18 protein-coding genes are annotated in these 22,320 nt (G+C 65.3%); all 18 read left to right on the top strand.

Going from position 1 to position 22,320, the window contains the following annotated elements:
* The first annotated feature begins 6 nt into the window (after window positions 1-6).
* The 18 genes from rsmH (at window position 7) to argJ (ending at window position 22,315) form a co-directional block, all read left to right on the top strand.
* On the top strand, window positions 7-924 hold the full coding sequence (gene rsmH, locus DDZ17_RS19120) for a 16S rRNA (cytosine(1402)-N(4))-methyltransferase RsmH (protein WP_116368590.1): 918 nt from the start codon (window positions 7-9) through the stop codon (window positions 922-924).
* A complete protein-coding gene (ftsL, locus tag DDZ17_RS19125; RefSeq protein WP_116368591.1) occupies window positions 924-1,235 on the top strand; it encodes a cell division protein FtsL in 312 nt (103 codons plus the stop codon). Before rsmH ends, ftsL begins: the two co-directional genes overlap by 1 nt.
* On the top strand, window positions 1,232-2,971 hold the full coding sequence (locus DDZ17_RS19130) for a peptidoglycan D,D-transpeptidase FtsI family protein (protein ID WP_116368592.1): 1,740 nt from the start codon (window positions 1,232-1,234) through the stop codon (window positions 2,969-2,971). Before ftsL ends, DDZ17_RS19130 begins: the two co-directional genes overlap by 4 nt.
* Window positions 2,968-4,455 carry a UDP-N-acetylmuramoyl-L-alanyl-D-glutamate--2,6-diaminopimelate ligase gene (locus tag DDZ17_RS19135; RefSeq protein ID WP_206613598.1) on the top strand — a complete coding sequence of 496 codons (1,488 nt, stop codon included), beginning with the start codon at window positions 2,968-2,970 and terminating at the stop codon, window positions 4,453-4,455. Before DDZ17_RS19130 ends, DDZ17_RS19135 begins: the two co-directional genes overlap by 4 nt.
* Window positions 4,452-5,819 (top strand): UDP-N-acetylmuramoyl-tripeptide--D-alanyl-D-alanine ligase, encoded by a 1,368-nt coding sequence (locus tag DDZ17_RS19140; RefSeq protein WP_116368593.1) that lies wholly within the window; start codon window positions 4,452-4,454, stop codon window positions 5,817-5,819. Before DDZ17_RS19135 ends, DDZ17_RS19140 begins: the two co-directional genes overlap by 4 nt.
* A 2-nt stretch (window positions 5,820-5,821) precedes the next feature.
* The gene (gene mraY / locus DDZ17_RS19145; protein WP_116368594.1) at window positions 5,822-6,904 is read left to right on the top strand and encodes a phospho-N-acetylmuramoyl-pentapeptide-transferase; all 1,083 of its coding nucleotides are present in this window, start codon (window positions 5,822-5,824) and stop codon (window positions 6,902-6,904) included.
* Between the two features lie 40 nt (window positions 6,905-6,944).
* A complete protein-coding gene (gene murD / locus DDZ17_RS19150) occupies window positions 6,945-8,288 on the top strand; it encodes a UDP-N-acetylmuramoyl-L-alanine--D-glutamate ligase (protein ID WP_116368748.1) in 1,344 nt (447 codons plus the stop codon).
* On the top strand, window positions 8,285-9,436 hold the full coding sequence (gene ftsW / locus DDZ17_RS19155) for a putative lipid II flippase FtsW (protein WP_116368595.1): 1,152 nt from the start codon (window positions 8,285-8,287) through the stop codon (window positions 9,434-9,436). The genes murD and ftsW overlap by 4 nt, the downstream gene beginning before the upstream one ends.
* An 8-nt stretch (window positions 9,437-9,444) precedes the next feature.
* Window positions 9,445-10,524, top strand: coding sequence for an undecaprenyldiphospho-muramoylpentapeptide beta-N-acetylglucosaminyltransferase (murG, locus tag DDZ17_RS19160; protein ID WP_241505965.1), 1,080 nt, complete (start codon window positions 9,445-9,447; stop codon window positions 10,522-10,524).
* Complete coding sequence (gene murC, locus DDZ17_RS19165; RefSeq protein ID WP_116368597.1) at window positions 10,521-11,957, top strand: UDP-N-acetylmuramate--L-alanine ligase; 1,437 nt, start codon at window positions 10,521-10,523, stop codon at window positions 11,955-11,957. The genes murG and murC overlap by 4 nt, the downstream gene beginning before the upstream one ends.
* Window positions 11,954-12,895, top strand: a complete 942-nt coding sequence (locus DDZ17_RS19170; protein WP_116368598.1) for a D-alanine--D-alanine ligase — start codon at window positions 11,954-11,956, stop codon at window positions 12,893-12,895. Before murC ends, DDZ17_RS19170 begins: the two co-directional genes overlap by 4 nt.
* Window positions 12,892-13,725, top strand: coding sequence for a cell division protein FtsQ/DivIB (locus tag DDZ17_RS19175; RefSeq protein WP_116368599.1), 834 nt, complete (start codon window positions 12,892-12,894; stop codon window positions 13,723-13,725). The genes DDZ17_RS19170 and DDZ17_RS19175 overlap by 4 nt, the downstream gene beginning before the upstream one ends.
* Window positions 13,726-13,746: 21 nt before the next feature.
* Entirely contained in the window at window positions 13,747-14,988 is a 1,242-nt protein-coding gene (gene ftsA, locus DDZ17_RS19180) for a cell division protein FtsA (RefSeq protein ID WP_116368600.1), read from the top strand.
* 82 nt (window positions 14,989-15,070) lie between these two features.
* Entirely contained in the window at window positions 15,071-16,240 is a 1,170-nt protein-coding gene (gene ftsZ / locus DDZ17_RS19185) for a cell division protein FtsZ (RefSeq protein ID WP_116368601.1), read from the top strand.
* Between the two features lie 77 nt (window positions 16,241-16,317).
* Window positions 16,318-17,232 carry a UDP-3-O-acyl-N-acetylglucosamine deacetylase gene (lpxC, locus tag DDZ17_RS19190; RefSeq protein WP_116368602.1) on the top strand — a complete coding sequence of 305 codons (915 nt, stop codon included), beginning with the start codon at window positions 16,318-16,320 and terminating at the stop codon, window positions 17,230-17,232.
* Window positions 17,233-17,308: 76 nt separating this feature from the next.
* Entirely contained in the window at window positions 17,309-18,241 is a 933-nt protein-coding gene (locus tag DDZ17_RS19195) for a M23 family metallopeptidase (protein WP_116368603.1), read from the top strand.
* 72 nt (window positions 18,242-18,313) lie between these two features.
* Window positions 18,314-21,055, top strand: coding sequence for a preprotein translocase subunit SecA (secA, locus tag DDZ17_RS19200; protein WP_116368604.1), 2,742 nt, complete (start codon window positions 18,314-18,316; stop codon window positions 21,053-21,055).
* Between the two features lie 33 nt (window positions 21,056-21,088).
* Window positions 21,089-22,315: a bifunctional glutamate N-acetyltransferase/amino-acid acetyltransferase ArgJ gene (argJ, locus tag DDZ17_RS19205; protein WP_116368605.1), complete on the top strand. Its 1,227-nt coding sequence runs from the start codon at window positions 21,089-21,091 to the stop codon at window positions 22,313-22,315.
* Window positions 22,316-22,320 lie beyond the last annotated feature (5 nt).

Consider the following 22,320-nt stretch of genomic DNA (forward strand, 5'->3'; position numbering starts at 1 on the left):
AGTGGTATGCACGAAACGGTAATGTTACGAGAAGCGGTGGACGCTCTGGTGACAACCAGCAGCGGTTGTTATGTCGACGGTACCTTTGGTCGCGGCGGGCACAGCCGCGCGGTATTGGCGGCACTGGATGAACACGGCCGGCTGGTGGGCGTCGACAAAGACCCCACCGCGGTAGCCGAGGCCGAACGGTTGGCAATGAGCGAGACTCGCTTCAGCTTTTACCATGGGTCTTTCGCTCAGCTTCCCCGTCAACTGCATCGGATGGGGATCGGTGCAGTTGACGGTATTCTCCTGGACCTGGGGGTTTCCAGTCCCCAGCTTGACGAGGCGGAGCGCGGCTTCAGCTTCCAGCATGACGGCCCCCTCGATATGCGCATGGATACCAGCAGCGGCGAAACGGCCGCTGAGTGGCTGGCCCGCGCGGACGAGGCGGACATTGCCGATGTGCTTTACGACTATGGCGAGGAGCGCTTCTCCCGCCGCATTGCCCGGGCCATTGTCGCCCAGCGTGCCATCGACCCCATCACCACCACCGCCCGCCTGGCCACCATTGTGGCCGAGGCCAACCCGCGCTGGGAAAAACACAAGCATCCGGCCACGCGCTCGTTTCAGGCCATCCGGATTTTTATCAACCGTGAGCTGGACGACCTGCAGGACCTGCTGGCCGAAGCGCTGGACTTGCTCACCGAGGGTGGGCGCCTGGTGGTGATCAGTTTTCACTCGCTGGAAGACCGCATCGTCAAGCGCTACATGCGCGACATGGCGCGCGGTGAACAGCTGCCGCCCGGCGTGCCGGTGCCCGACAGTGCCCTGAACCGCCGCATGAAACTGGTGGGCAAGGCCGTGCGCGCCAGCAAGGACGAAGTGGCGGCCAACGTGCGCGCCCGCAGTGCCATTCTGCGGGTGGCGGAGAAGATCGCCTGATGGCCGCGCGCACGCCTATTGCCAGCGCTGATCCAGCCGAGAGCCGGGCGCTGAACCTGCTGGTCAGCGTTTGCCTGGTGGCCGTGGTGCTATCGGCTTTTCTGGTAATTCACTCCTCCCATGCCTGCCGCGGCCTTTACGCCGAATTGCAGGCGCTGGAGGCGGATCAGTGGTTCCTGCAGGAAGACTACAGCCGCCTGCTGCTGGAAGAGAGCACCTGGGCCTCCCACCACCGGGTGGAGAAGGTCGCCACCGGCGAGCTGCAAATGCACTCGCCGCGCATGCAGGAACTCAAGGTGGTGACCCCATGAGCCGTCGTCGGGCAGCTCACATTGGTGCCGCAGGCGCCTGGCGCTTCTACCTGGTGGCGGCCCTGCTGCTGACCCTGCTGGCGCTGTTGCTGGGGCGCATTCTGATGCTGCAGGTGCTCAGCACCGACCGCGGGCGCGAATTCCTGCAGGACCAGGGCGAAATGCGCGCTGTGCGCACCGCGGAAATCCCTGCGTATCGGGGCTTGATTACCGACCGTCGCGGCGAGCCCCTGGCGGTGAGCACGCCGGTGATCTCCATCTGGGCGGACCCGTCCATTCTGGGTGGGTCCGAGCGCCTGCCGGAGCTGGCCCAGGCCCTGGGCATGCCCCTGTCCGAGCTGGACGAACGTCTGGCACGCTACGCCGGCAAGCGCTTCATGTATTTGCAGCGCCACCGGGTGCCGGCCGAGGCACGGGAAATCCTGGCGCGGCGCATTCCGGGGGTGTATGGCGAGCGCGAGTACCAGCGCTATTACCCGGCGGGGGAGGTGGCGGCCCAGTTGGTGGGCTTCACCAACGTCGACGGCGCCGGTATTGCCGGGCTGGAGCTGTCCTACGAGGACTGGCTGCGGGGCATCCCGGGCAAAAAGCAGTACATCAAGGACCTTCACGGCGATGCGGTGCGCGACATCGGCGTGCTGGAGCCGGCGCGCCCCGGGCGCGACCTGCGCCTGTCGATCGACCTGCGGCTGCAGGTACTGCAACACCGGGAACTGCAGCGGGCAATTGCCCAGACCGGCGCCGACTCGGGCACCGTGGTCACCCTGGACGCGCACACCGGCGAAGTGCTGGCAATGGTCAGCTACCCGGTCTACAACCCGAACAGCCGCAAGAACATTGAGCCGGGCAGCACCCGCAACCGCGCAATGACCGACGAGTACGAGCCGGGCTCCACCATGAAGCCGCTGACCCTGGTGGCGGCGCTGGAGAGCGGCCGTTACACCACCGACACGGTGATCGACACCTCCCCCGGGCGCATTCGGGTGGGCCGCAAAACCCTGCCGGACCCGCGCAACTACGGCGAAATCACCGTGTCGCGGGTGATTGAAAAGTCCAGCCAGGTAGGGGTCACCAAGATTGCCCTGGATATCGGCCACGAGCCAGTCTGGAACGTTTTCCAGCGCCTTGGCATTGGCCAGCCCCTGGGCACCGGCTTCCCCGGGGAGCAGAGCGGCCTGCTGCCCAGTCGGCCCAAGTGGCGCCTGATCGAGGAGGTCACCCTGGCCTTTGGCTACGGCCTCACCGTTACCCCGCTGCAGCTTGCCCGTGCCTATACCGTGTTTGCCAATGGCGGCGTGTTGCGGCCGGTGTCGCTGCTGGCACTGGAAGAGGGCAACTTGCCCGAGGGGCAGCAGGTCATTGCCCCGAAGATTGCCGCCGACGTGCTCACTGTGCTGGAGCGGGTAACCGGCGAACACGGCACGGCCCGTCGCGCCCGGGTTGAAGGTTATGCCGTGGGCGGCAAAACCGGCACCGTGCACCAGGTGGGTGCCCAGGGTTACATCGACGACAAGTACCGTGCGCTGTTTGCCGGCGTTGCCCCGGCCCACGACCCGCGCATTGTCTCGGTGGTGGTGCTCAATGGCCCCAAGGGCGATGCCTATGGCGGCGGCGCCGTTGCCGCGCCGGTGTTCTCGCGGGTGGCCAGCGGCGCACTGCGCCTGCTGAACGTGGTGCCCGATGCGCCCGAGGCCGTTGTGGCCGCGGCGCCGGGTCGCCCCGGGGGTGCCGCATGATGATGGCGCCAGCACAGCCTGCATCCACCAGCTGCTCCCTGGCCTGGCTGCTGGAGCGCGAATTGCCTGTTGATGCCAACATCAGCGGTATCTGCCTGGACAGCCGCCGGGTGCGGGCGGGCGATGTGTTCCTGGCCATTGCCGGTGCCGTGCACGACGGCCGCGCTTTTATCGAACAGGCGGTGGCCAATGGCGCCGCCGCGGTTGTGGCGGATGCGCCGGTGGCGGGCTTTGTGGACGCCGTGCCGGTGCCGCTGGTGGAAATTCCCGACCTGTCTCAGGAGGCGGGGGCAATCGCCGCCCGCTTCTACGGTGACCCCACCCGGACGATGCGCGTGGTTGGGGTCACCGGCACCAACGGTAAAACCACCACCTCGCGGCTGGTGGCCCAGTTGCTGCGCGCCGGTGGCCGCCCCTGCGGAGTGATAGGTACCCTGGGCGCCGCCCTGGATGACCGGGTGGCCGAAGCCGTCAACACCACGCCCGATGCGGTGGGCCTGCAGGCCTGCTTCGCCGACTGGCGCGAGCACGGCGTGCGGGATGCGGCCATGGAGGTTTCTTCCCACGCCCTGGTGCAGGGGCGCGTGGCCGGTGTTCATTTTGACACCGCGGTGTTCACCAACCTGTCCCGGGATCACCTGGATTATCACGGCGATATGGAAGCCTACGCCCGCGCCAAGCTGCGCCTGTTTGCCAGCGAGGGCCTGCGCCATGCACTGGTGAATCACGATGACGCCTACGGCGGCGTGTTTCGCGCCACCGCGGCTGCGCCCACCGTGCTCAGCTATTCCGCCGCCGGTGATCGCGCAGCGGATTTGTACATCGACAACCTGCGGTACAGCACCAGCGGCGCCACTGGCCGCTTGCATACCCCCTGGGGTGTGGGCGAATTTGTCTCGCCCCTGCCGGGGGTGTTCAACGTGGCCAACCTGATGGCGGCGGTGGGCTGTACTGTGCTGGCCGGGGATGAGCTTAGTGCCGTGCTCGGCCGCCTGGCGGGCCTGCGCCCGGTACCCGGGCGCCTGCAGAGCGTGGCTAATGACTGCGGCCTGCAGGTGCTGGTGGACTACGCCCACACCCCGGATGCGCTGGAGCAGGTGCTGCGCGCCCTGCGCCCGAACGTGGCCGGCCGGCTGATTACCGTAGTCGGCTGCGGTGGCGACCGCGATGCCGGCAAGCGGCCGGTGATGGGCCGACTGGCCTGTGAACTGTCTGACGCGGTGGTGCTGACCAGTGACAACCCGCGCAGTGAAGACCCGGAGTCCATTATCGACGATATTGCCGCCGGCTGCGTCGGCCCCTTCCAGCGCGAAACGGATCGCGCCAGTGCCATTGCACTGGCCATCGCCGCCGCCGCTCCCGGTGACTGTGTGCTGATTGCCGGTAAAGGGCACGAGGACTACCAGATTATCGAAGGCCAGCGCCTGCACTTTTCCGATGTGGAGCAGGCCGAACTGGCCCTGGCGCGGAGGGCGCAATCATGATGCGGCCTTTCACCCTGGCTGAGTTGTGCGGCCCGCTGGCCGGGCAGTTGCTGGGCGACGACGCCCGTTTCAGCGCGGTGTCCACCGACAGTCGCAAGGCCCTCGACGGCCAGCTGTTTGTGGCCCTGGCCGGTGAGCGTTTTGACGGCCACGACTATCTTTCGGTAGCGCGCGATGGCGGTGCCGCCGGTGCCCTGGTGAGCCGACGCGTGGATGCCGCTCTGCCGCTGCTGCTGGTGGACGACACCCAGCGGGCCCTGGGCCAGCTCGGTGCCTGCAATCGCGCGCTGTTTACCAAACCGCTGGTGGCCATTACCGGCAGCAGCGGCAAAACCACCGTGAAGAACCTGGTCAACGCCGTGCTGTCCCAGCGCGGCAATACCCTGGCCACCGAGGGCAACCTCAACAACGAAATCGGCGTGCCCCTGACCCTGTTGCGCCTGGCGCCGGAGCATGAGTTCGCGGTGGTCGAGATGGGCGCCGCCAAAGCCGGTGATATTGCCTGGTTGTGTGAGCTTGGCAAGCCCGATGTGGCGGTGCTGTTGAACGCCATGCCCGCCCACCTGCAGGGTTTTGGCTCGGTGGACGAAGTGGCCCAGGCCAAGGGGGAAATTTACGACGGCCTCGGCGGCAGCGGCACGGCGGTCATCAACGCCGATTCCGAATACGCCGGCCGCTGGCGCAAGCGTGCCGGCAGCGCCACAGTGCTGGATTACGGCCTGCAAAAATCCGCCGCTATCAGCGCCAACAACATCAGCAGCCGCGGTACCGCAGGCATCAGTTTCATCGCCAGCACACCGGCGGGGGATGTGCCGGTGGCCTTGCGCCTGCCCGGTTTGCACAACGTGTCCAACGCCCTGGCCGCGATTGCGGTGGGGCTGGCCTGCGAGTTGAGCCTGACCGAAATCACCGCCGGGCTGGCCTCGGTGCAACCGGTGCCCGGGCGCCTGGCGATCAGCCGCGGGCGCGGCGGCTGCACATTGATTGACGATTGCTACAACGCCAACCCCGGTTCTGTGCGCGCCGCCATCGACCTGCTGGCCGACTGCGAAGGCCGGCGCACCCTGCTGCTGGGCGCCATGCGCGAGCTGGGCGCTGAGTCCGAGGCCCTGCACCGGCAAATGGGTGACTACGCCCGCCAGCGCGGCATCGACGGCTTCTGGGGTGTGGGCGAAGAGCTGGCGCCGGCGGTGGCTGCCTTTGGTAAAGGCGGGCGCCACTTTGACGACCGGGCCGGCGCAGCGGCCGCGCTGGCGAATGCCTTCGGCAGCGACGACACCGTGCTGGTCAAAGGGTCCCGGGGCGCCGCCATGGAACTGCTGCTGGCAGAACTTCAAGAACAGAACGGGGAGGCGAGCCGCTAACCATGTTGATCTTTCTCGCGGAATACCTCGCCCAGTACGCCGGAGGCTTTCAGGTCTTCGGCTACCTGACCCTGCGCGGTATTCTTGCCGCCGGCACCGCGCTGGCCATATCCCTGCTGGTGGGGCCGGCCATGATTCGCCGCCTTAACTTCTACCAGGTGGGGCAGGCGGTGCGCGACGACGGCCCCCAGAGTCACCTTAGCAAATCCGGCACGCCCACCATGGGCGGCGCGTTGATTCTGGTGGCCATTGCCATCAGCACCCTGCTGTGGGCCGACCTGCGCAACCCCTACATCTGGATCACCCTGTTGGTAACCGCGGTGTTTGGCGCGGTGGGCTGGGTGGATGACTACCGCAAAGTGGTGGAGAAGGATTCCCGCGGCCTGCCGGCGCGCTGGAAGTACTTCTGGCAAAGCGCCGCCGGCCTGGCCGCTGCCCTCTATCTGTACCTGGCCTTCGATACACCGGTTACCACCGAGCTGTACGTGCCGTTCTTCAAGGACTTCGCCTGGAGCATGGGGCCGCTGTTTGTTGTGCTGGCCTACTTTGTGATTGTCGGCTCCAGCAATGCGGTAAACCTCACCGACGGCCTCGACGGCCTGGCCATCCTGCCCACCGTAATGGTGGGCACCGCCCTTGGCGTAATTGCCTACCTCACCGGCCACGTGGATTTTGCCAATTACCTGCACATTCCCTACGTGGCAGGCAGCGGCGAGCTGGCCGTGTTCTGCGGTGCCATAGCCGGCGCCGGCCTCGGCTTTTTGTGGTTCAACACCTATCCGGCCCAGGTCTTCATGGGTGACGTGGGCGCGCTGGCGTTGGGCGCGGCCCTGGGCACGGTGGCGGTGATCACCCGCCACGAGATTGTGTTCTTCATCATGGGCGGCATTTTCGTGCTGGAAACGGTGTCAGTCATTTTGCAGGTGGCGTCCTTCAAGCTGACCGGCAAGCGGATTTTCCGCATGGCACCGATCCATCACCACTTTGAACTGAAAGGCTGGCCGGAACCGCGCGTCATCGTGCGCTTCTGGATTATCACCGTCATGCTGGTGCTGTTCGGGCTGGCGACATTGAAACTGCGTTAACGCACTGGGCAAGGGAGTGGCTACCGCTGTGGCACAGGACATGATCGCAAGCAGTGATACCCGGGTCGTTTTCGGCCTGGGCGTTACCGGCTTGTCCTGCGCCCGCCATCTGTACCGGCAGGGCCTGCCCTTCTGCGTGGTGGATACCCGCGCCGATCCCCCCGGCATCGACGCCCTGCGCGCAGAAATGCCGGACATTACTGTGTTTGCCGGCGATGTCCCCGCCGCCGTGGTGGAAGGGGCCGGCGAGCTGATCGTCAGCCCCGGAATCGCGCTGGATGAGCCGCTGGTAGCCGCGGCCCAGGCAGCGGGGGCCCATGTGCTGGGGGATATCGACCTCTTCATGCGCGAAGCGCGCGCGCCGGTGATCGGCATTACCGGCTCCAACGCCAAGTCCACGGTTACCGAACTGGTGGGCGCCATGGCGCGCAGCGCCGGACTCAATGTGGGCGTGGGGGGCAACCTTGGTACCCCGGCGCTGGATTTACTGGACGCAGGGCGCGAGCTGTATGTGCTTGAGCTGTCCAGCTTCCAGTTGGAGCGCGCTGGCGAGCTGAACCTGCAGGTGGCCACCGTACTCAATGTCAGCCCGGACCACCTGGATCGCCACGGTAGCCTGCCGCGTTACCACCAGGCCAAGCACCGGATTTTCCGCGGTTGCGCCAGCGCGGTGGTGCACCGTGACGACAGCCTGACCATTCCCCTGCTGGGTGATGAGGTGCCGGTCATCAGCTGGCGTCTGCGCGAGCCGGAACTGAAAGGTTTTGGCCTGCGGGACATCGACGGCGTGGACACCCTCTGTCACGGCTTTGAACCATTGCTCAGCGTGGCCGAGCTGCCGCTGGTGGGGCGCCACAATGTTGCCAATGTGCTGGCGGCGCTGGCCATTGGCCATGCCGCCAACCTGCCGATGGCAAACATGCTGCAGGCAGTGCGCGCATTTCGCGGCCTGCCCCATCGCTGCCAGCTGGTACGAGAGCGCGCCGGTGTGCGCTACGTGGATGACTCCAAGGGCACCAACATCGGTGCCTGCGAAGCCGCGCTGAACGGGCTCGGCGGCGAGCGCAACGTGGTGTTGATTGCCGGTGGCCAGGGCAAGGGGGCGGACTTCCGTCAGCTGCGCACGGCGGTAGCCCGCCACTGCCACCACGTGGTGGTGCTGGGGGAGGCGGCGCCGGCGCTGGCCGATGCCCTGGCGGATGTGGTGGCAATCCGCAGCGTGACCTCCATGGCGGCCGCCGTGCACGAAGCGGCGGCCCTGGCCCGAGAAGGGGATGTGGTGCTGCTCTCACCGGCCTGCGCCAGCTTCGACATGTTCAAAGGCTATGCGCACCGCGGTAGCGTGTTTGCCGATGCCGTGCAGCAGTTGGGGGAGGGCACATGAACCTGAGCCTCAACGCCCTGCGCGCGCCGCGGATGGATCTGCCCCTCAGCCTGCTGGGCCTGGCCCTGTTGCTGGTGGGGCTGGTGGCTATTGCCTCTGCCTCCATTGAATACGGCGACTGGAACTACGGCAGCCCCTGGTTCCATACCAAGCGGCATCTTATCTACATTGTGCTGGCGCTGGCGGCGGCGGCAGTGGTGTATCGCGTGCCCACCCAGGTTTGGCTGCAAACCGGCTGGGTGTGGCTGTTCATTGCACTGGCGCTGCTGATTCTGGTGCTGCTGCCCGGCATCGGCAAGGATGTGAACGGCAGCCAGCGCTGGCTGCCGCTGGGGCCCTTTACCCTGCAGCCTTCCGAATTTGCCAAGTTGGCGGTGGTGGTTTACCTGGCCGGTTATCTGGTGCGCCAGATCGATGCCGTGCGCGCCAACTGGCAGGGCTTTATGCGCCCAATGGCGGTGCTGGGTTTTGTTGCCCTGCTGCTGATGGTGGAGCCGGACTTTGGCGCCACCGTCATTGTGGTGGGCACCGCCTTCGGCATGCTGTTTCTGGCTGGCGTGCGCCTGCTGCACTTTGTGGCGGTGCTGGGTGTGGCCCTGCTGGGCCTGGTGGCGCTGGTGTTCAGTGCGCCCTACCGCGTGCAGCGCCTGACCGCCTATACCGACCCCTGGGCCGACCCCTACGGCAGTGGCTTCCAGTTGATTCAGTCGCTCATTGCCTATGGTCGCGGTGAGTGGCTGGGTGTGGGCCTTGGCAACAGCGTGCAGAAGCTGTTCTACCTGCCCGAGGCCCACACGGATTTTGTCTTTTCCATCTGGGCCGAGGAAACCGGCTTTATTGGCGCCAGTTTGGTGATTGGCCTTTACGCCGCGCTGATCGCGCGCATCCTGTGGGTGGGCTGCCGGGCAGCAGCGGCTGGGGAGGCGTTTGGCGCCTACCTCTGCTACGGCATCGCGCTGATTTTCTCCGGTCAGGCCTTCGTCAACATGGGCGTCAGCTCCGGGCTGCTGCCCACCAAGGGGCTCACCCTGCCGTTTGTCAGCTACGGCGGCACCAGCCTGATTGTCTGCTGCTGCATGCTGGCCATGGTGCTGCGGGTACAGGCAGAAGTGCCGCAAGTCACAACGCCACGGGGGGGCAAGCGATGAATGCCCCGATGACAGTACTGGTCATGGCGGGCGGTACCGGCGGTCACGTCTATCCCGCACTGGCTGTGGCGCGAGAGCTGATGCAGCGCGGTCACTGTATCGAGTGGGTGGGCACCCAGCGCGGCCTGGAGTCGCGCGTGGTGCCCGCCGCCGACATCAAGCTGCACACCCTGGCGGTGCGCGGTGTGCGCGGCAAGAACCTGCTGCATACCCTGTGGGGCGTGCTGGCGCTGGGCTGGTCGCAACTGCAGGCCCTGGCGCTGGTGGCGCGCATGCGCCCCCACTGCGTGCTGGGCATGGGGGGTTATGCCGCCGGTCCGGCCGGCCTGGCTGCCTGGCTGCTGCGCCGGCCATTAGTGGTGCACGAACAGAATGCCGTTGCCGGCACCACCAACCGCCTGCTGGCACCGCTGGCGCGGCGGGTTATCGCCGGTTTCGCCGGCGCCTTCAAGGGGCGTGACGATGTGCTCGTGCTGGGCAACCCGGTGCGAGCCGAGCTGCTGGCCGCCGGCGAGCGCAAGCAGTGGAGCTACGATGGCCAGCGCCCCCTGCGCCTTTTGATTGTGGGCGGCAGCCTCGGCGCCAAGCCCATCAACGATTTGCTGCCGGAGGTTGTGCGCACGCTGCAGCAGTCCCGCGGCGAGGTGCTGGAGGTACTGCACCAGACTGGCACGGTCCAAGCCGCCTCCGTTGCCGAGGCCTATGGCGAGTTGCACAACACCGCCGCGCGGGTGCAGCCCTTTATTGAGGACATGGCCGCCGCCTACAGCTGGGCCGACCTGGTGCTGTGCCGGGCCGGCGCGCTGACCGTGGCGGAACTGGCGGTGATGGGCCTGCCGTCGCTGCTGATACCGCTGCCCCACGCCATCGACGACCACCAGACCGGCAATGCCCGCTCGCTGACCGAGCGCGGCGCCGGCGTGCTGCTGCGCCAGTCGGAACTGAGCGCGGCAGCCCTGTGCGCCACCCTGGCTGGTTACATCGACCAACCCGCCCAGTTGGCCGTCATGGCCCGCGCTGCCCGCGAAGCGGCCCGGCCCGATGCCACCCGCCAGGTGGCCGACTGCTGCGAGGAGGTGGCGCGATGAACGAGCGCAATGTGTACAGCGTGCCGGAAATGCGCCGCATTCGCCGCATTCACATGATTGGCGTGGGCGGCACCGGCATGAGTGGCATTGCCGAGGTGCTGAACAACCTGGGTTACGAGGTGAGCGGCTCCGACCTGCGCCGCAGCCCGGTGACCGACCGCCTGGAAAAGCTCGGCATTGCCGTGCACTACGGCCACAGCGCGAGCAACGTCGGCAAGGCCGACGTAGTGGTCAGCTCCAGCGCGGTGAGTGCCGACAACCCCGAAGTCTGCGCCGCCCGGGAGGCCCGCGTGCCGGTGGTGCCCCGGGCCGAAATGCTGGCGGAGCTGATGCGCTATCGCCACGGTATTGCCGTGGCCGGCACCCACGGTAAAACCACCACCACCAGCCTGATTGCCGCCCTGTTTGGCGAGGCCGGGCTGGACCCGACTTTCGTAATTGGCGGCCTGGTCAACAGTACCGGCAGCAACGCCCAGCTTGGGGCCAGCCGCTTTTTGGTGGCCGAGGCGGACGAGAGCGACGCCTCCTTCCTGCATCTGCAGCCGATGGTGACCGTGGTTACCAATATCGAGGCAGACCACATGGAAACCTACGGCGGTGACTTTGCCGTACTGCGCCAGACCTTCCTTGAGTTCCTGCACAACCTGCCCTTTTACGGGCTGGCAGTATTGTGTATTGACGACCCGGTGGTGGCCGGCCTGCTGCCGGACCTGGCTCGCCAGACCCTGACTTACGGCTTTGACGCCCAGGCGGATTACCGCATCGACGCGGTAGAACGCCAGGGCCTGGCTACGGCCTTCACTGTTCACCGCCCAGGTGGCATGTCACCGCTGCGGGTGCGGCTGAACATGCCGGGCACCCACAACGTACTGAATGCCACCGCCGCCATTGCCGTGGCCAGCGACGAAGGCCTGTCTGACGAAGCCATTACCCGCGGGCTGGACAACTTCGCCGGGGTAGGGCGCCGCTTTACCCAGCTGGGTGAACTGACCTTTGCCGCCGGCAGCGCCCTGCTGGTGGATGACTACGGCCATCATCCCACCGAGGTGCGCGCCACGCTGGAATCCGCCCGCCAAGCCTGGCCGGAGCGGCGCGTTGTCATGATTTACCAGCCGCACCGTTTTTCCCGCACCCGCGACCTGTACGAGGATTTTGTGTCTGTGCTGTCCCGTTGTGACGCCCTGCTGTTGCTGGATGTCTATCCCGCTGGCGAAGCCCCGATTCCCGGGGCCGACAGCCGCAGCCTGACCCGCAGCATTCGCCAGCGCGGCCAGGTGGAGCCGGTGTTTGTGGAAAACATCGAGGAAGTGCCGGCGGTGCTGGCCGACATCCTGCGCGATGGCGACGTGGTGATTACCCAGGGGGCGGGCAACATCGGCAAGCTGGCCCAGGACCTGCGCGCCGCGCCGAAACTGCAAGGAGGTGTGTCGTGAGTTGGGAGCAGATTGCCAGCCGCCCGGTGGCGGTGCTGCAGGGGGGTACGTCCGCCGAGCGCGAAGTGTCCCTCAATTCCGGCGCCACCGTGATTGCCGCACTCAAGGGGCTGGGCTGTGACGTGCGCCCGGTGGACCCGGCCGATGCCGACTGGATTGCTCAACTGCAAGGCGTGGGCAGCGTGTTCAACGCCCTGCACGGCCCCGGTGGGGAAGACGGCGTGATGCAGGGCGCATTGACTGCGCTGGGCCTGCCCTACACCGGCTCCGGCGTGCTCGGCTCGGCCATGGCCATGGACAAACAGCGCAGCAAACAGCTGTGGCAGGGCATTGGCATTCCCACCGGCGGTTTTGAATTGCTGGCGGCGGATACTGACTGGCAGGGTGTGATCGACCGGCTGGGCAAGGTCTTTGTGAAGCCGGCCTGCGAAGGCTCCAGCATTGGCATGGCTCCGGCGGCCAGCGCCGCGGAACTCAAAGCCGCCTGGCAGGCGGCGGCGAAGTACGGCGATGCCGTGCTGGCTGAGAAGTTCATCAACGGGCCGGAGTACACCGTGTCCATTCTCGGTGATGCGGCGCTGCCCTCAATCCGCATGGAGACGGACAACACCTTCTACGACTACGACGCCAAGTATCTGTCGGACGACACGCGCTACCACTGCCCCAGCGGCCTGAGCGATGCAGACGAAGCGGAAGTGGCCGCTATTGCTCTGGCCGCATTCCGCTCCCTTGGCTGCGCAGTATGGGGCCGGGTGGACCTGATGCGCGACGCCGATGGGCGCTTTTACGTGCTGGAGGTGAACACCATTCCCGGCATGACCTCCCACTCCCTGGTGCCAATGGCCGCAAAGGTGGCCGGCATGGACATTCAGGCGCTGGTGAGGCGCATTCTGGAATTGAGCTGGGCTGCCCGCGCAGCCGGCGAGGTGGATGCATGAGCGTACGCAAGGTGCAGGATGGCAAGCGTCGCGCCCCGCGCAAGGGCGGCCGCGGTGCCACGCGCACGGCAGCCAGTGCGCCGCGCGAGCGCCGCCAGTGGTCCTTCAAGGTGAGCTTCAATTGGCTCAACCGCCTGCTGATCTTGCTGGGGGGCGGCGCGGTGCTGGCGGCGGGCCTGCAGGGCTACATCCGGCTGCAGGCCATACCCGTTGAGCGTATTGGCGTGACCGGCAAGCTCAAGCACACCCAGACCGAACTGGTGCAGCAGATGGTGCAGCCGGCACTGGCCGGTGGCTTCCTCAATGCCGATCTGGTGCAGATTCGCGAACAGCTTGAGGCGCTGCCCTGGATTTACGAGGCATCCGTGCGCCGGCGCTGGCCCAACTCGCTGGAGATCCATGTGATCGAGCAGCTGCCCATTGCCCGCTGGGGGCAGGGGGGCTTTCTCAACCACGAGGGCATGGTGTTCCAGACCGCCAACGCCGACGCCTGGAGCCACTTGCCGCGGCTGGAGGGCCCGGAGGGCCAGCAGCAGAGCATGATGGCCAGCTACCAGCGGCTGGACGAGTTGCTGGCGCCGCTGGGCCTTGGGGTGCAGGTGCTGGCCATGGACAGCCGCGGCCAGCTGTCCGCCGAGCTGGGCAATGGCATCGAGCTGCAACTGGGCGGCAACGATTTCCGCGAGCGGGTGCAGCGCTTTGGCGCCATCTACGCCAGCGAGCTGGCGCCGCGGGCAAACGAGGTGGCGCGGGTGGATTTGCGCTACCAGAGCGGCCTGGCGGTCGCCTTTCACGAGCCGGCCCAGGTGGCCGGCCTGGCAAGCGAATAAGGGACGGGGAGAGACACTGCCATGGGCAGCGCACAGGACAAGAGAATGATCGTCGGACTCGATATCGGCACCTCAAAGGTGGTCGCCATCGTCGGTGAAATCGGCATGGACGGGGATATCGAGATCGTCGGCATCGGCTCCCATCCCTCCAAGGGCATGAAAAAGGGCGTGGTGGTCAACATCGAATCCACCGTGCAGTCCATCCAGCGCGCGGTGGAAGAGGCGGAGCTGATGGCCGGCTGCCAGATTCACTCGGTGTACGTGGGCATTGCCGGCAGCCACATCCGTAGCCTGAATTCCCACGGCATCGTGGCCATCCGCGACCGCGAGGTGTACCCGCTGGATCTGGAGCGGGTGATCGACGCCGCCCAGGCGGTGGCCATTCCCGCCGACCAGAAAATCCTGCACATCCTGCCCCAGGAATATGTCATCGATAACCAGGAGGGTATCAAGGAGCCGCTGGGCATGAGCGGCGTGCGCCTGGAAGCCAAGGTGCACCTGGTGACCTGCGCGGTCAACGCTGCCCAGAACATCGAGAAATGCATCCGCCGCTGCGGCCTGGATGTGGAAGAGATCATCCTTGAGCAGCTGGCCAGCAGCTACGCCGTGCTCACCGAGGACGAGCGCGAACTGGGCGTTTGCCTGGTGGATATCGGCGGCGGCACCACCGACATCGCCATCTTTACCGAGGGCTCCATTCGCCACACCGGGGTGATCCCCATTGCCGGCGACCAGGTGACCAACGACATCGCCATGGCCCTGCGCACGCCGACCCAGCACGCCGAGGAAATCAAGATCAAGTACGCCTGCGCCCTGACCCAACTGGCCGGGCCGGACGAAACCATCAAGGTGCCAAGCGTGGGCGAGCGCCCCCCGCGGGACCTGTCGCGCCAGGCCCTGGCCGAGGTGGTGGAGCCGCGCTACGACGAGCTGTTCACCCTGGTGCAGGCGGAGATTCGCCGCTCCGGCTACGAGGATCTGATCCCGGCCGGCATCGTGCTCACCGGCGGCACCTCCAAGATGGAGGGCGTGGTGGAACTGGCCGAGGAAATCTTCCACATGCCGGTACGGGTGGGTTATCCGCAGGCAGTGAAGGGCCTGAACGACATTGTGCGCAACCCGATTTATTCCACCGGGGTTGGCCTGCTGCAGTACGGCCTGCAGCAACCGGAACACGCCGGTGGCGGCGCCCGCACCGACAGCGGCAGCGACGAACCGGGTCTGTTCGCCAGGGTGAAGTCCTGGGTGCAGAGCAACTTCTGAGGATTCATGAATTTGGGTGGCAACACCCGGATGTAGTAAACCGCCGCGGCGACGCGGCTATCCAAGAAAGGGGAGAAAGACCATGTTTGAACTGATAGACAATGTACCCGACAACGCAGTGATCAAGGTCATCGGCGTCGGTGGTGGTGGCGGCAACGCTGTCAAACACATGATCGAGAACAACGTGGAAGGGGTGGATTTCATCTGCGCCAACACGGATGCCCAGGCGCTGAACGACGTTCACTCGAAGACGATTCTGCAACTCGGCGGTGAGATCACCAAGGGCCTTGGCGCCGGCGCCAACCCGGATATCGGCCGTGCCGCGGCGCTGGAAGATCGCGAACGCATTGCCGAATCCCTGCGCGGTGCCGATATGGTATTTATTACCGCTGGCATGGGTGGCGGCACCGGCACCGGCGGTGCGCCGGTAGTGGCGGAAGTGGCGCGAGAGATGGGAATTCTGACCGTGGCGGTAGTGACTCGCCCCTTCCCCTTCGAGGGCAAAAAGCGCCTGTCGATTGCCAGTGAAGGCGTGCGCGAACTGCAGCAACACGTCGATTCTTTGATCACCATTCCCAACGAAAAGTTGCTTGAGGTGTTGGGAAAAAATACCAGTTTATTGGATGCCTTTAAGGAGGCCAATGATGTATTGTTGGGCGCAGTTCAGGGTATAGCCGACCTGATCATTCGCCCAGGTATGATTAACGTGGACTTCGCGGATGTTCGAACGGTGATGTCCGAGATGGGCATGGCAATGATGGGCACCGGCAGTGCCAAGGGCGAAAATCGCGCCCGCGAAGCCGCAGAACGCGCCATCAACAGCCCCCTTCTTGACGACATCGACATCAAAGGTGCACGCGGCATTCTGGTGAATATCACCGCCGGCCTTGATCTGTCCCTTGGGGAATTCTCCGAAGTTGGCGACACGATCGAGGAATTTGCATCTGATGAAGCGACAGTTGTGGTAGGTACCGTTATCGATCCCGAGATGACGGATGAGCTCAAGGTTACCGTGGTGGCCACGGGCCTGGGCGGCGGAGTTGCCAAGGCGCCTCTGCAGGTGGTGGAAAACACGGCCCCGCAGCAAGCCGCGGAGCCTGAAGCCGCACCCAATTATAAGGAGTTCGATCGTCCCCCCCATATGCGACGTGCGCGCGCAGCCGCGGGTGGACAGGCAGCAGCTGTCGCAGCTGAAGCCGGCGGCGAGGAGTATTTTGATATTCCCGCGTTCTTGCGTCGCCAGGCAGACTAGCAAGGTCAACAACCCGGACCCGTTCCGGCGACGCCTTGCGATTTTGTTGTGAGGCACAGGATACGGTTGGGAGCATTATGATTCGACAGCGAACTCTGCGAAATGCAATCAAGGCCACAGGTGTAGGCCTGCACACCGGGGAAAAGGTTTACCTGACCCTGAACCCCGCACCTGTGAATACCGGTATTGTATTTCGCCGGGTGGATCTCGACCCCGTGGTGGAAATCCCTGCCCGGGCTGAGAACGTTGGCGATACCACACTCTCAACCAGCCTGATGGCCGGTGGCGAACGTGTGTCCACGGTTGAACACCTGCTGTCCGCCATGGCGGGCCTGGGCATTGACAACGCCTTCGTGGATGTCAGTGCGCCGGAAGTGCCCATCATGGATGGCAGCGCGGGCCCCTTTGTGTTCCTGATCCAGTCCGCTGGCATCGAGGAGCAGAACGCGGCCAAGAAATTCATTCGTATCAAGCGCCCGGTCACGGTGGAAGACGGGGACAAGACAGCCAGCTTTCTCCCCTTTGATGGCTTCAAAGTCTCGTTTTCCATCGATTTCGACCATCCGGTGTTCCACGATCGCGCTGCCCACGCCGAGATCGACTTCTCCACCACCTCCTTTGTAAAGGAGGTGGCTCGCGCCCGCACCTTCGGTTTCATGCACGAAATTGAATACCTGCGCTCCAAGGGCCTGGCCCGCGGCGGCTCCGTCGACAACGCCATCGTGGTGGACGAGTACCGCATCCTCAACCAGGACGGCCTGCGCTACGACGACGAGTTCGTCAAGCACAAGATTCTCGACGCCATCGGCGATGTCTACCTGCTCGGTTACAGCCTGATCGGCGAATTCAAGGCCCACAAGAGTGGCCACGCCCTCAACAACGCCTCCCTGCGCTCGCTGATGGCCCAGCCCGATGCCTGGGAAATGGTGACCTTCGAGGACGAGGCAACCGCCCCGATTTCCTACAGTACCAACCCGGTTCCCGCCGCCTGAGGCAGATTGCAATCGGGCGTAGCATAAAGCCAACGCCTGTGGCATAGTTCGCTGCCAATTTTCTGCAAAAGTGCCAATGAAAGTCATTGTCATCAATCGCAAGCATGGCGGCTCGCGCTCGTTTGAGTTAGGTCGTTGGTCCCGTGCCCTCCTGTCCCTGTGCTGCCTTGGGTTGCCGCTGGGCATGGTTGCGGTTGGCTACCTGGCCGGCATGCAGAGCGAGGCCAGCTCCCTGCGCGGCCAGAGCGTGGACGCCATGGCCGACGAGCTGGCCCAGCAATCCGAAGATCTGGACGCCCTGAAGGGCGAGGCCGAGCTGAAGCTGCAGGCCCTGACCCACAGCCTGGCGGAACTGCAGGCCCGCATGACCCGCATCGACGCCCTGGGTGAGCACCTCACCGCAATGGCGGAGCTGGACCAGGGCGAATTCGACTTCAGCCAGCCCCCGGCCGTGGGCGGCCCGATTGGCGGCGAATTCAGTGTGGATTACTCCAGCATGGGCCTGTCTGGCGAGATTGCCGACTTCTCCCGCCGCCTGTCCGATCGCGAGCAGCAACTCGCCATTCTTGAATCCCTGCTCAGCAACCGCAAACTGGAAGACCAGGCCTGGCTGTCTGGCCGCCCGGTGGAGAAGGGCTGGGTGTCCTCCGGTTACGGCCGCCGCAACGACCCCTTCAATGGTCGCCCGGCCTTCCACCACGGTATCGATTTCGCGGGCAAGGCCGGGTCCGATGTGCTGGCGGTGGCTGGCGGCGTGGTCACCTGGTCCGGTGAGCGCAGCGGCTACGGCAACATGGTGGAAATCACCCACGGTGACGGGCTGGTGTCCCGCTACGGCCACAACCAGAAGAACCTGGTTGAGCCCGGCGATGTGGTGCGCAAGGGCGAGCCCATTGCACTGCTGGGGTCCAGTGGGCGCTCAACCGGCGCCCACGTGCATTTTGAAGTCTACAAACACGGCCGTTCGGTCGACCCCTCCAGCTACGTTCGTCGCACCCGCCGGCGCTAGCCTGCAACCCGTCAGTCGCAGTACCACTCCCGCAGAGGGGGTGGCCGTGTCCCGTTCCCCAATGGCAAAAAAATGATTAGTTCAGCTCTGAAAAAAGTCTTCGGCACCCGCAACGACCGCGAACTCAAGCGCATGCGCAAGGTGGTCAAGCAGATCAACGGCCTGGAAGAGGCCATGCAGGCCCTATCCGACGAGCAGTTGCAGGCCAAGACGGCCGAATTCCGCAACCGCCACGCCGATGGCGAGTCCCTTGACCGCCTGCTGCCGGAGGCCTTTGCGGTGGCGCGCGAGGCCAGCGTGCGGGTGATGGGCATGCGCCACTTCGACGTACAGCTGATTGGCGGGATGGCCCTGCATGAGGGCAAGATCGCCGAGATGCGCACCGGTGAGGGTAAAACCCTGGTGGCCACCCTGCCGGCCTACCTGAACGCCATCTCCGGCAAGAGCGTGCACCTGATTACCGTGAACGACTACCTGGCCAGCCGTGACGCCGGCTGGATGGGGCCGCTGTACCACTTTCTGGGTGTGTCGGTGGGCGTGATCATGTCTGGCCAGGGGCCAGAGCAGAAGCGCCAGGCCTACGGCGCGGACATCATCTACGGCACCAACAACGAGTTCGGCTTTGACTACCTGCGCGACAACATGGCCTTCACCCTGCAGGACAAAATGCAGGGCGAGCTGGCCTTTGCCATTGTCGATGAAGTGGACTCCATCCTCATCGACGAGGCGCGCACCCCGCTGATTATTTCCGGGGCCTCGGAAGACAGCTCCGAACTGTACAAGCGCATCAACAAACTGGTGCCGCAGCTCAAGCCCGCCTCTGATAGCGACAGCGAAGGCGAAGAAGGTCACTACACCGTCGACGAAAAACAGCGCCAGGTGGAGCTGAACGAGGCCGGCCACGAGTTCATCGAGGAGCTGCTGACCCGCGAAAAACTGCTGGAAGAGGGCGACAGCCTCTACGCCGCCACCAACCTCAACCTGCTGCATCACGTGCATTCCGCCCTGCGGGCGCGGGTGCTGTTCCATCGCGATGTGGAGTACATCGTGCAGGACGGCCAGGTGGTGCTGATCGACGAGCACACCGGCCGCACCATGCCCGGCCGCCGCCTGTCCGAGGGCCTGCACCAGGCCATCGAGGCCAAGGAGGGCGTGAATATCCAGAGCGAAAGCCAGACCCTGGCTTCCACCACCTTTCAGAACTACTTCCGCCTGTACGAGAAGCTGGCCGGCATGACCGGGACCGCCGATACCGAAGCCTTCGAGTTCCGCCAGATTTACGGCCTGGAAGTGCTGGTGATTCCCACCAACAAGCCGGCCCAGCGCCAGGACATGAACGACCTGGTCTACCTGACCCGCGAAGAAAAGTTCGACGCCATTGTGGCCGATGTGCAGGACTGCATGGCCAACCACGCGCCGGTGCTGGTGGGCACCGCGTCGGTGGAGACCTCCGAAGAGCTGTCGGCGCGCTTTCGCCAGGCGAAGATCGAACACAAGGTACTGAACGCCAAGTACCACGCCCAGGAGGCGGAAATCATCGCCCAGGCTGGCCGCCCCGGCGTGGTGACCATTGCCACCAACATGGCCGGCCGGGGTACCGACATTGTGCTCGGCGGCAACCTGGACGCTGAAATCGTCAGCTACGGCGAGGGCATCAGCGAGGAGAAAAAAGCCGAGCTGAAAGCCGCCTGGGAGGCGCGCCACAAGCAGGTGCTGGAGGCCGGTGGCCTGCACATCCTTGGCACCGAACGCCACGAATCCCGCCGCATCGACAACCAGCTGCGCGGCCGCGCCGGGCGCCAGGGCGACCCGGGTGTGTCGCGGTTCTACCTGTCGCTGGAAGACAACCTGATGCGCATCTTCGCCTCCGAGCGGGTGAAGAACTTCATGCAGGCCCTGGGCATGGAGAAAGGCGAGGCCATCGAGCACCGCATGGTCACCAACGCCATCGAAAAGGCCCAGCGCAAGGTGGAGGGCCGCAACTTCGACATCCGCAAGCAATTGCTGGAGTACGACGATGTGGCCAACGACCAGCGCCAGATCATCTACCAGCAGCGCAACGACCTGCTGGGCGAGGACGACATTGCCGACACCATCACCGCCATTCGCGAGGATGTGGTGAACGACGCCATCAACAGCTACATCCCGCCCATGAGCGTGGAAGAGCAGTGGGACATCCCGGGGCTGGAGAAGCAGCTGGAGGCGGAATTTGCGATCCGCCTGCCCATCCAGAGCTGGCTAGAGTCCGACGAAAAGCTCTTCGAGGAAGCCCTGCGCGAGCGCATCGTCAGTGAAGTGCAGGCGGCCTACGACAAGAAGAGCGCCGATGTTGGCCCGGACATGCGCAAGATCGAGAAGCAGATCATGCTGCAGGTGCTGGACACCCTGTGGAAGGATCACCTGGCAACCATGGATCATCTGCGCCAGGGCATTCACCTGCGGGCCTACGCCCAGAAGAACCCCAAGCAGGAATACAAGCGCGAGTCTTTCGCCCTGTTCGAGGAACTGCTGACCAACCTGAAATACGAAGTGGTGAAGTTCCTCAGCCACGTGCAGATCCAGCGCCAGGACGAGGCCGCGCTGATCGAGGCCCGCCGCCGCCAGGAAGCCGAGCGCGAAAAGCTCGCCTTCCAGCACGCCGCCGCCACGGCCATGGCGGCCGAGGTCGCCCAGCAGCAGGTGCCCGCCGAGGCTGCCGCGCCGGAGGGCACTGTGCAGACCGTCACCCGCGACCAGCCCAAGGTTGGCCGCAACGAGCCCTGCCCCTGCGGCAGTGGCAAAAAGTTCAAGCAGTGCCACGGCAAGCTGGACTGAGTCGTCACGTTTTTCCCAAGGAAGCCCATCTGCATGGCCACTGGCAGCGACCAACTCCCTGACCTTCTCCCGGTAGCCGGCATTCGCCTGGCCACCGTGTCCGCCGGCATCAAAAAGCCCGGGCGCAAAGACGTGGTGCTGATGGAGGCGGCCGCGGGCACCACCTGCGCCGCCACCTTCACCCGCAACGCCTTCTGCGCCGCGCCAGTGATTGTGGCGCGGGAGCACTGGCTGGCCAGTGCTGGCCAGCCGCGCTACCTGCTGACCAACACCGGCAACGCCAACGCCGGCACCGGTGAACAGGGCTTGGCCAGCGCCCGCGAAAGCAGCGCCGCGGTTGCCGCCGAGGCCGGCGTGCCGGCGCACAGTGTTATGCCCTTTTCCACCGGTGTGATCGGTGAGCAACTGCTGGTGGCCAAAATCACCGCGGTGATTCCCGAGGCTTTCGCGGCGCTCAGTGCCGATGGCTGGGCAGAGGCCGCCGCCGGCATCATGACCACCGACACCCGCCCGAAAGGGGCATCGGTTACCTTCCAGGTGGATGGCATCGATTGCACCCTCACCGGCATTGCCAAGGGCGCGGGGATGATTCGCCCCAACATGGCCACCATGCTTGGCTACCTGGCCACCGACATGGCCGTGGAGGCCGGCGTATTGCAGCAGGTGCTTGCCGAGGCCGTGGACATCTCCTTTAACCGCGTAACGGTGGATGGCGATACCTCCACCAACGATGCCTGCGTCCTGCTGGCCACCGGCGCCGCCGGCAACGTGCCCCTGGACAGTGTGAACGCCCCGGGTTACAGCGCCCTGAAGGCAGCGGTGGAAGAAGTCTGCGTGATACTGGCCCAGGCCCTGGTGCGCGACGGCGAGGGCGCCAGCAAGTTTGTGTGCGTGCAGGTGAACGGCGGCCACAGCGAGCAGGAATGCCTGGACGTGGCCTTTACCATTGCCCACTCACCGCTGGTGAAAACCGCCCTGTTTGCCTCCGACCCCAACTGGGGCCGCCTGCTGGCCGCCATCGGCCGTGCCGGCCTTAAAGACCTGGATGTGAGCCGCGTGGGCCTGTACCTGAACGAGGTGCTGATCGCCGAGAGGGGCTGTCGCGCCGCCGCCTACAGCGAAGAGCAGGGCGTGGCGGCCATGGCGCCGGAAGACATCACCATCCGCGTGGAGCTGAACCGTGGCGACGCGCAGGCCGCGGTGTGGACCACGGACTTCTCCTACGACTACGTCAAGATCAATGCCGAGTACCGCACCTGATGCCC

Source organism: Parahaliea mediterranea (assembly GCF_003402235.1).
In the GTDB taxonomy this organism is placed as follows: domain Bacteria; phylum Pseudomonadota; class Gammaproteobacteria; order Pseudomonadales; family Halieaceae; genus Parahaliea; species Parahaliea mediterranea.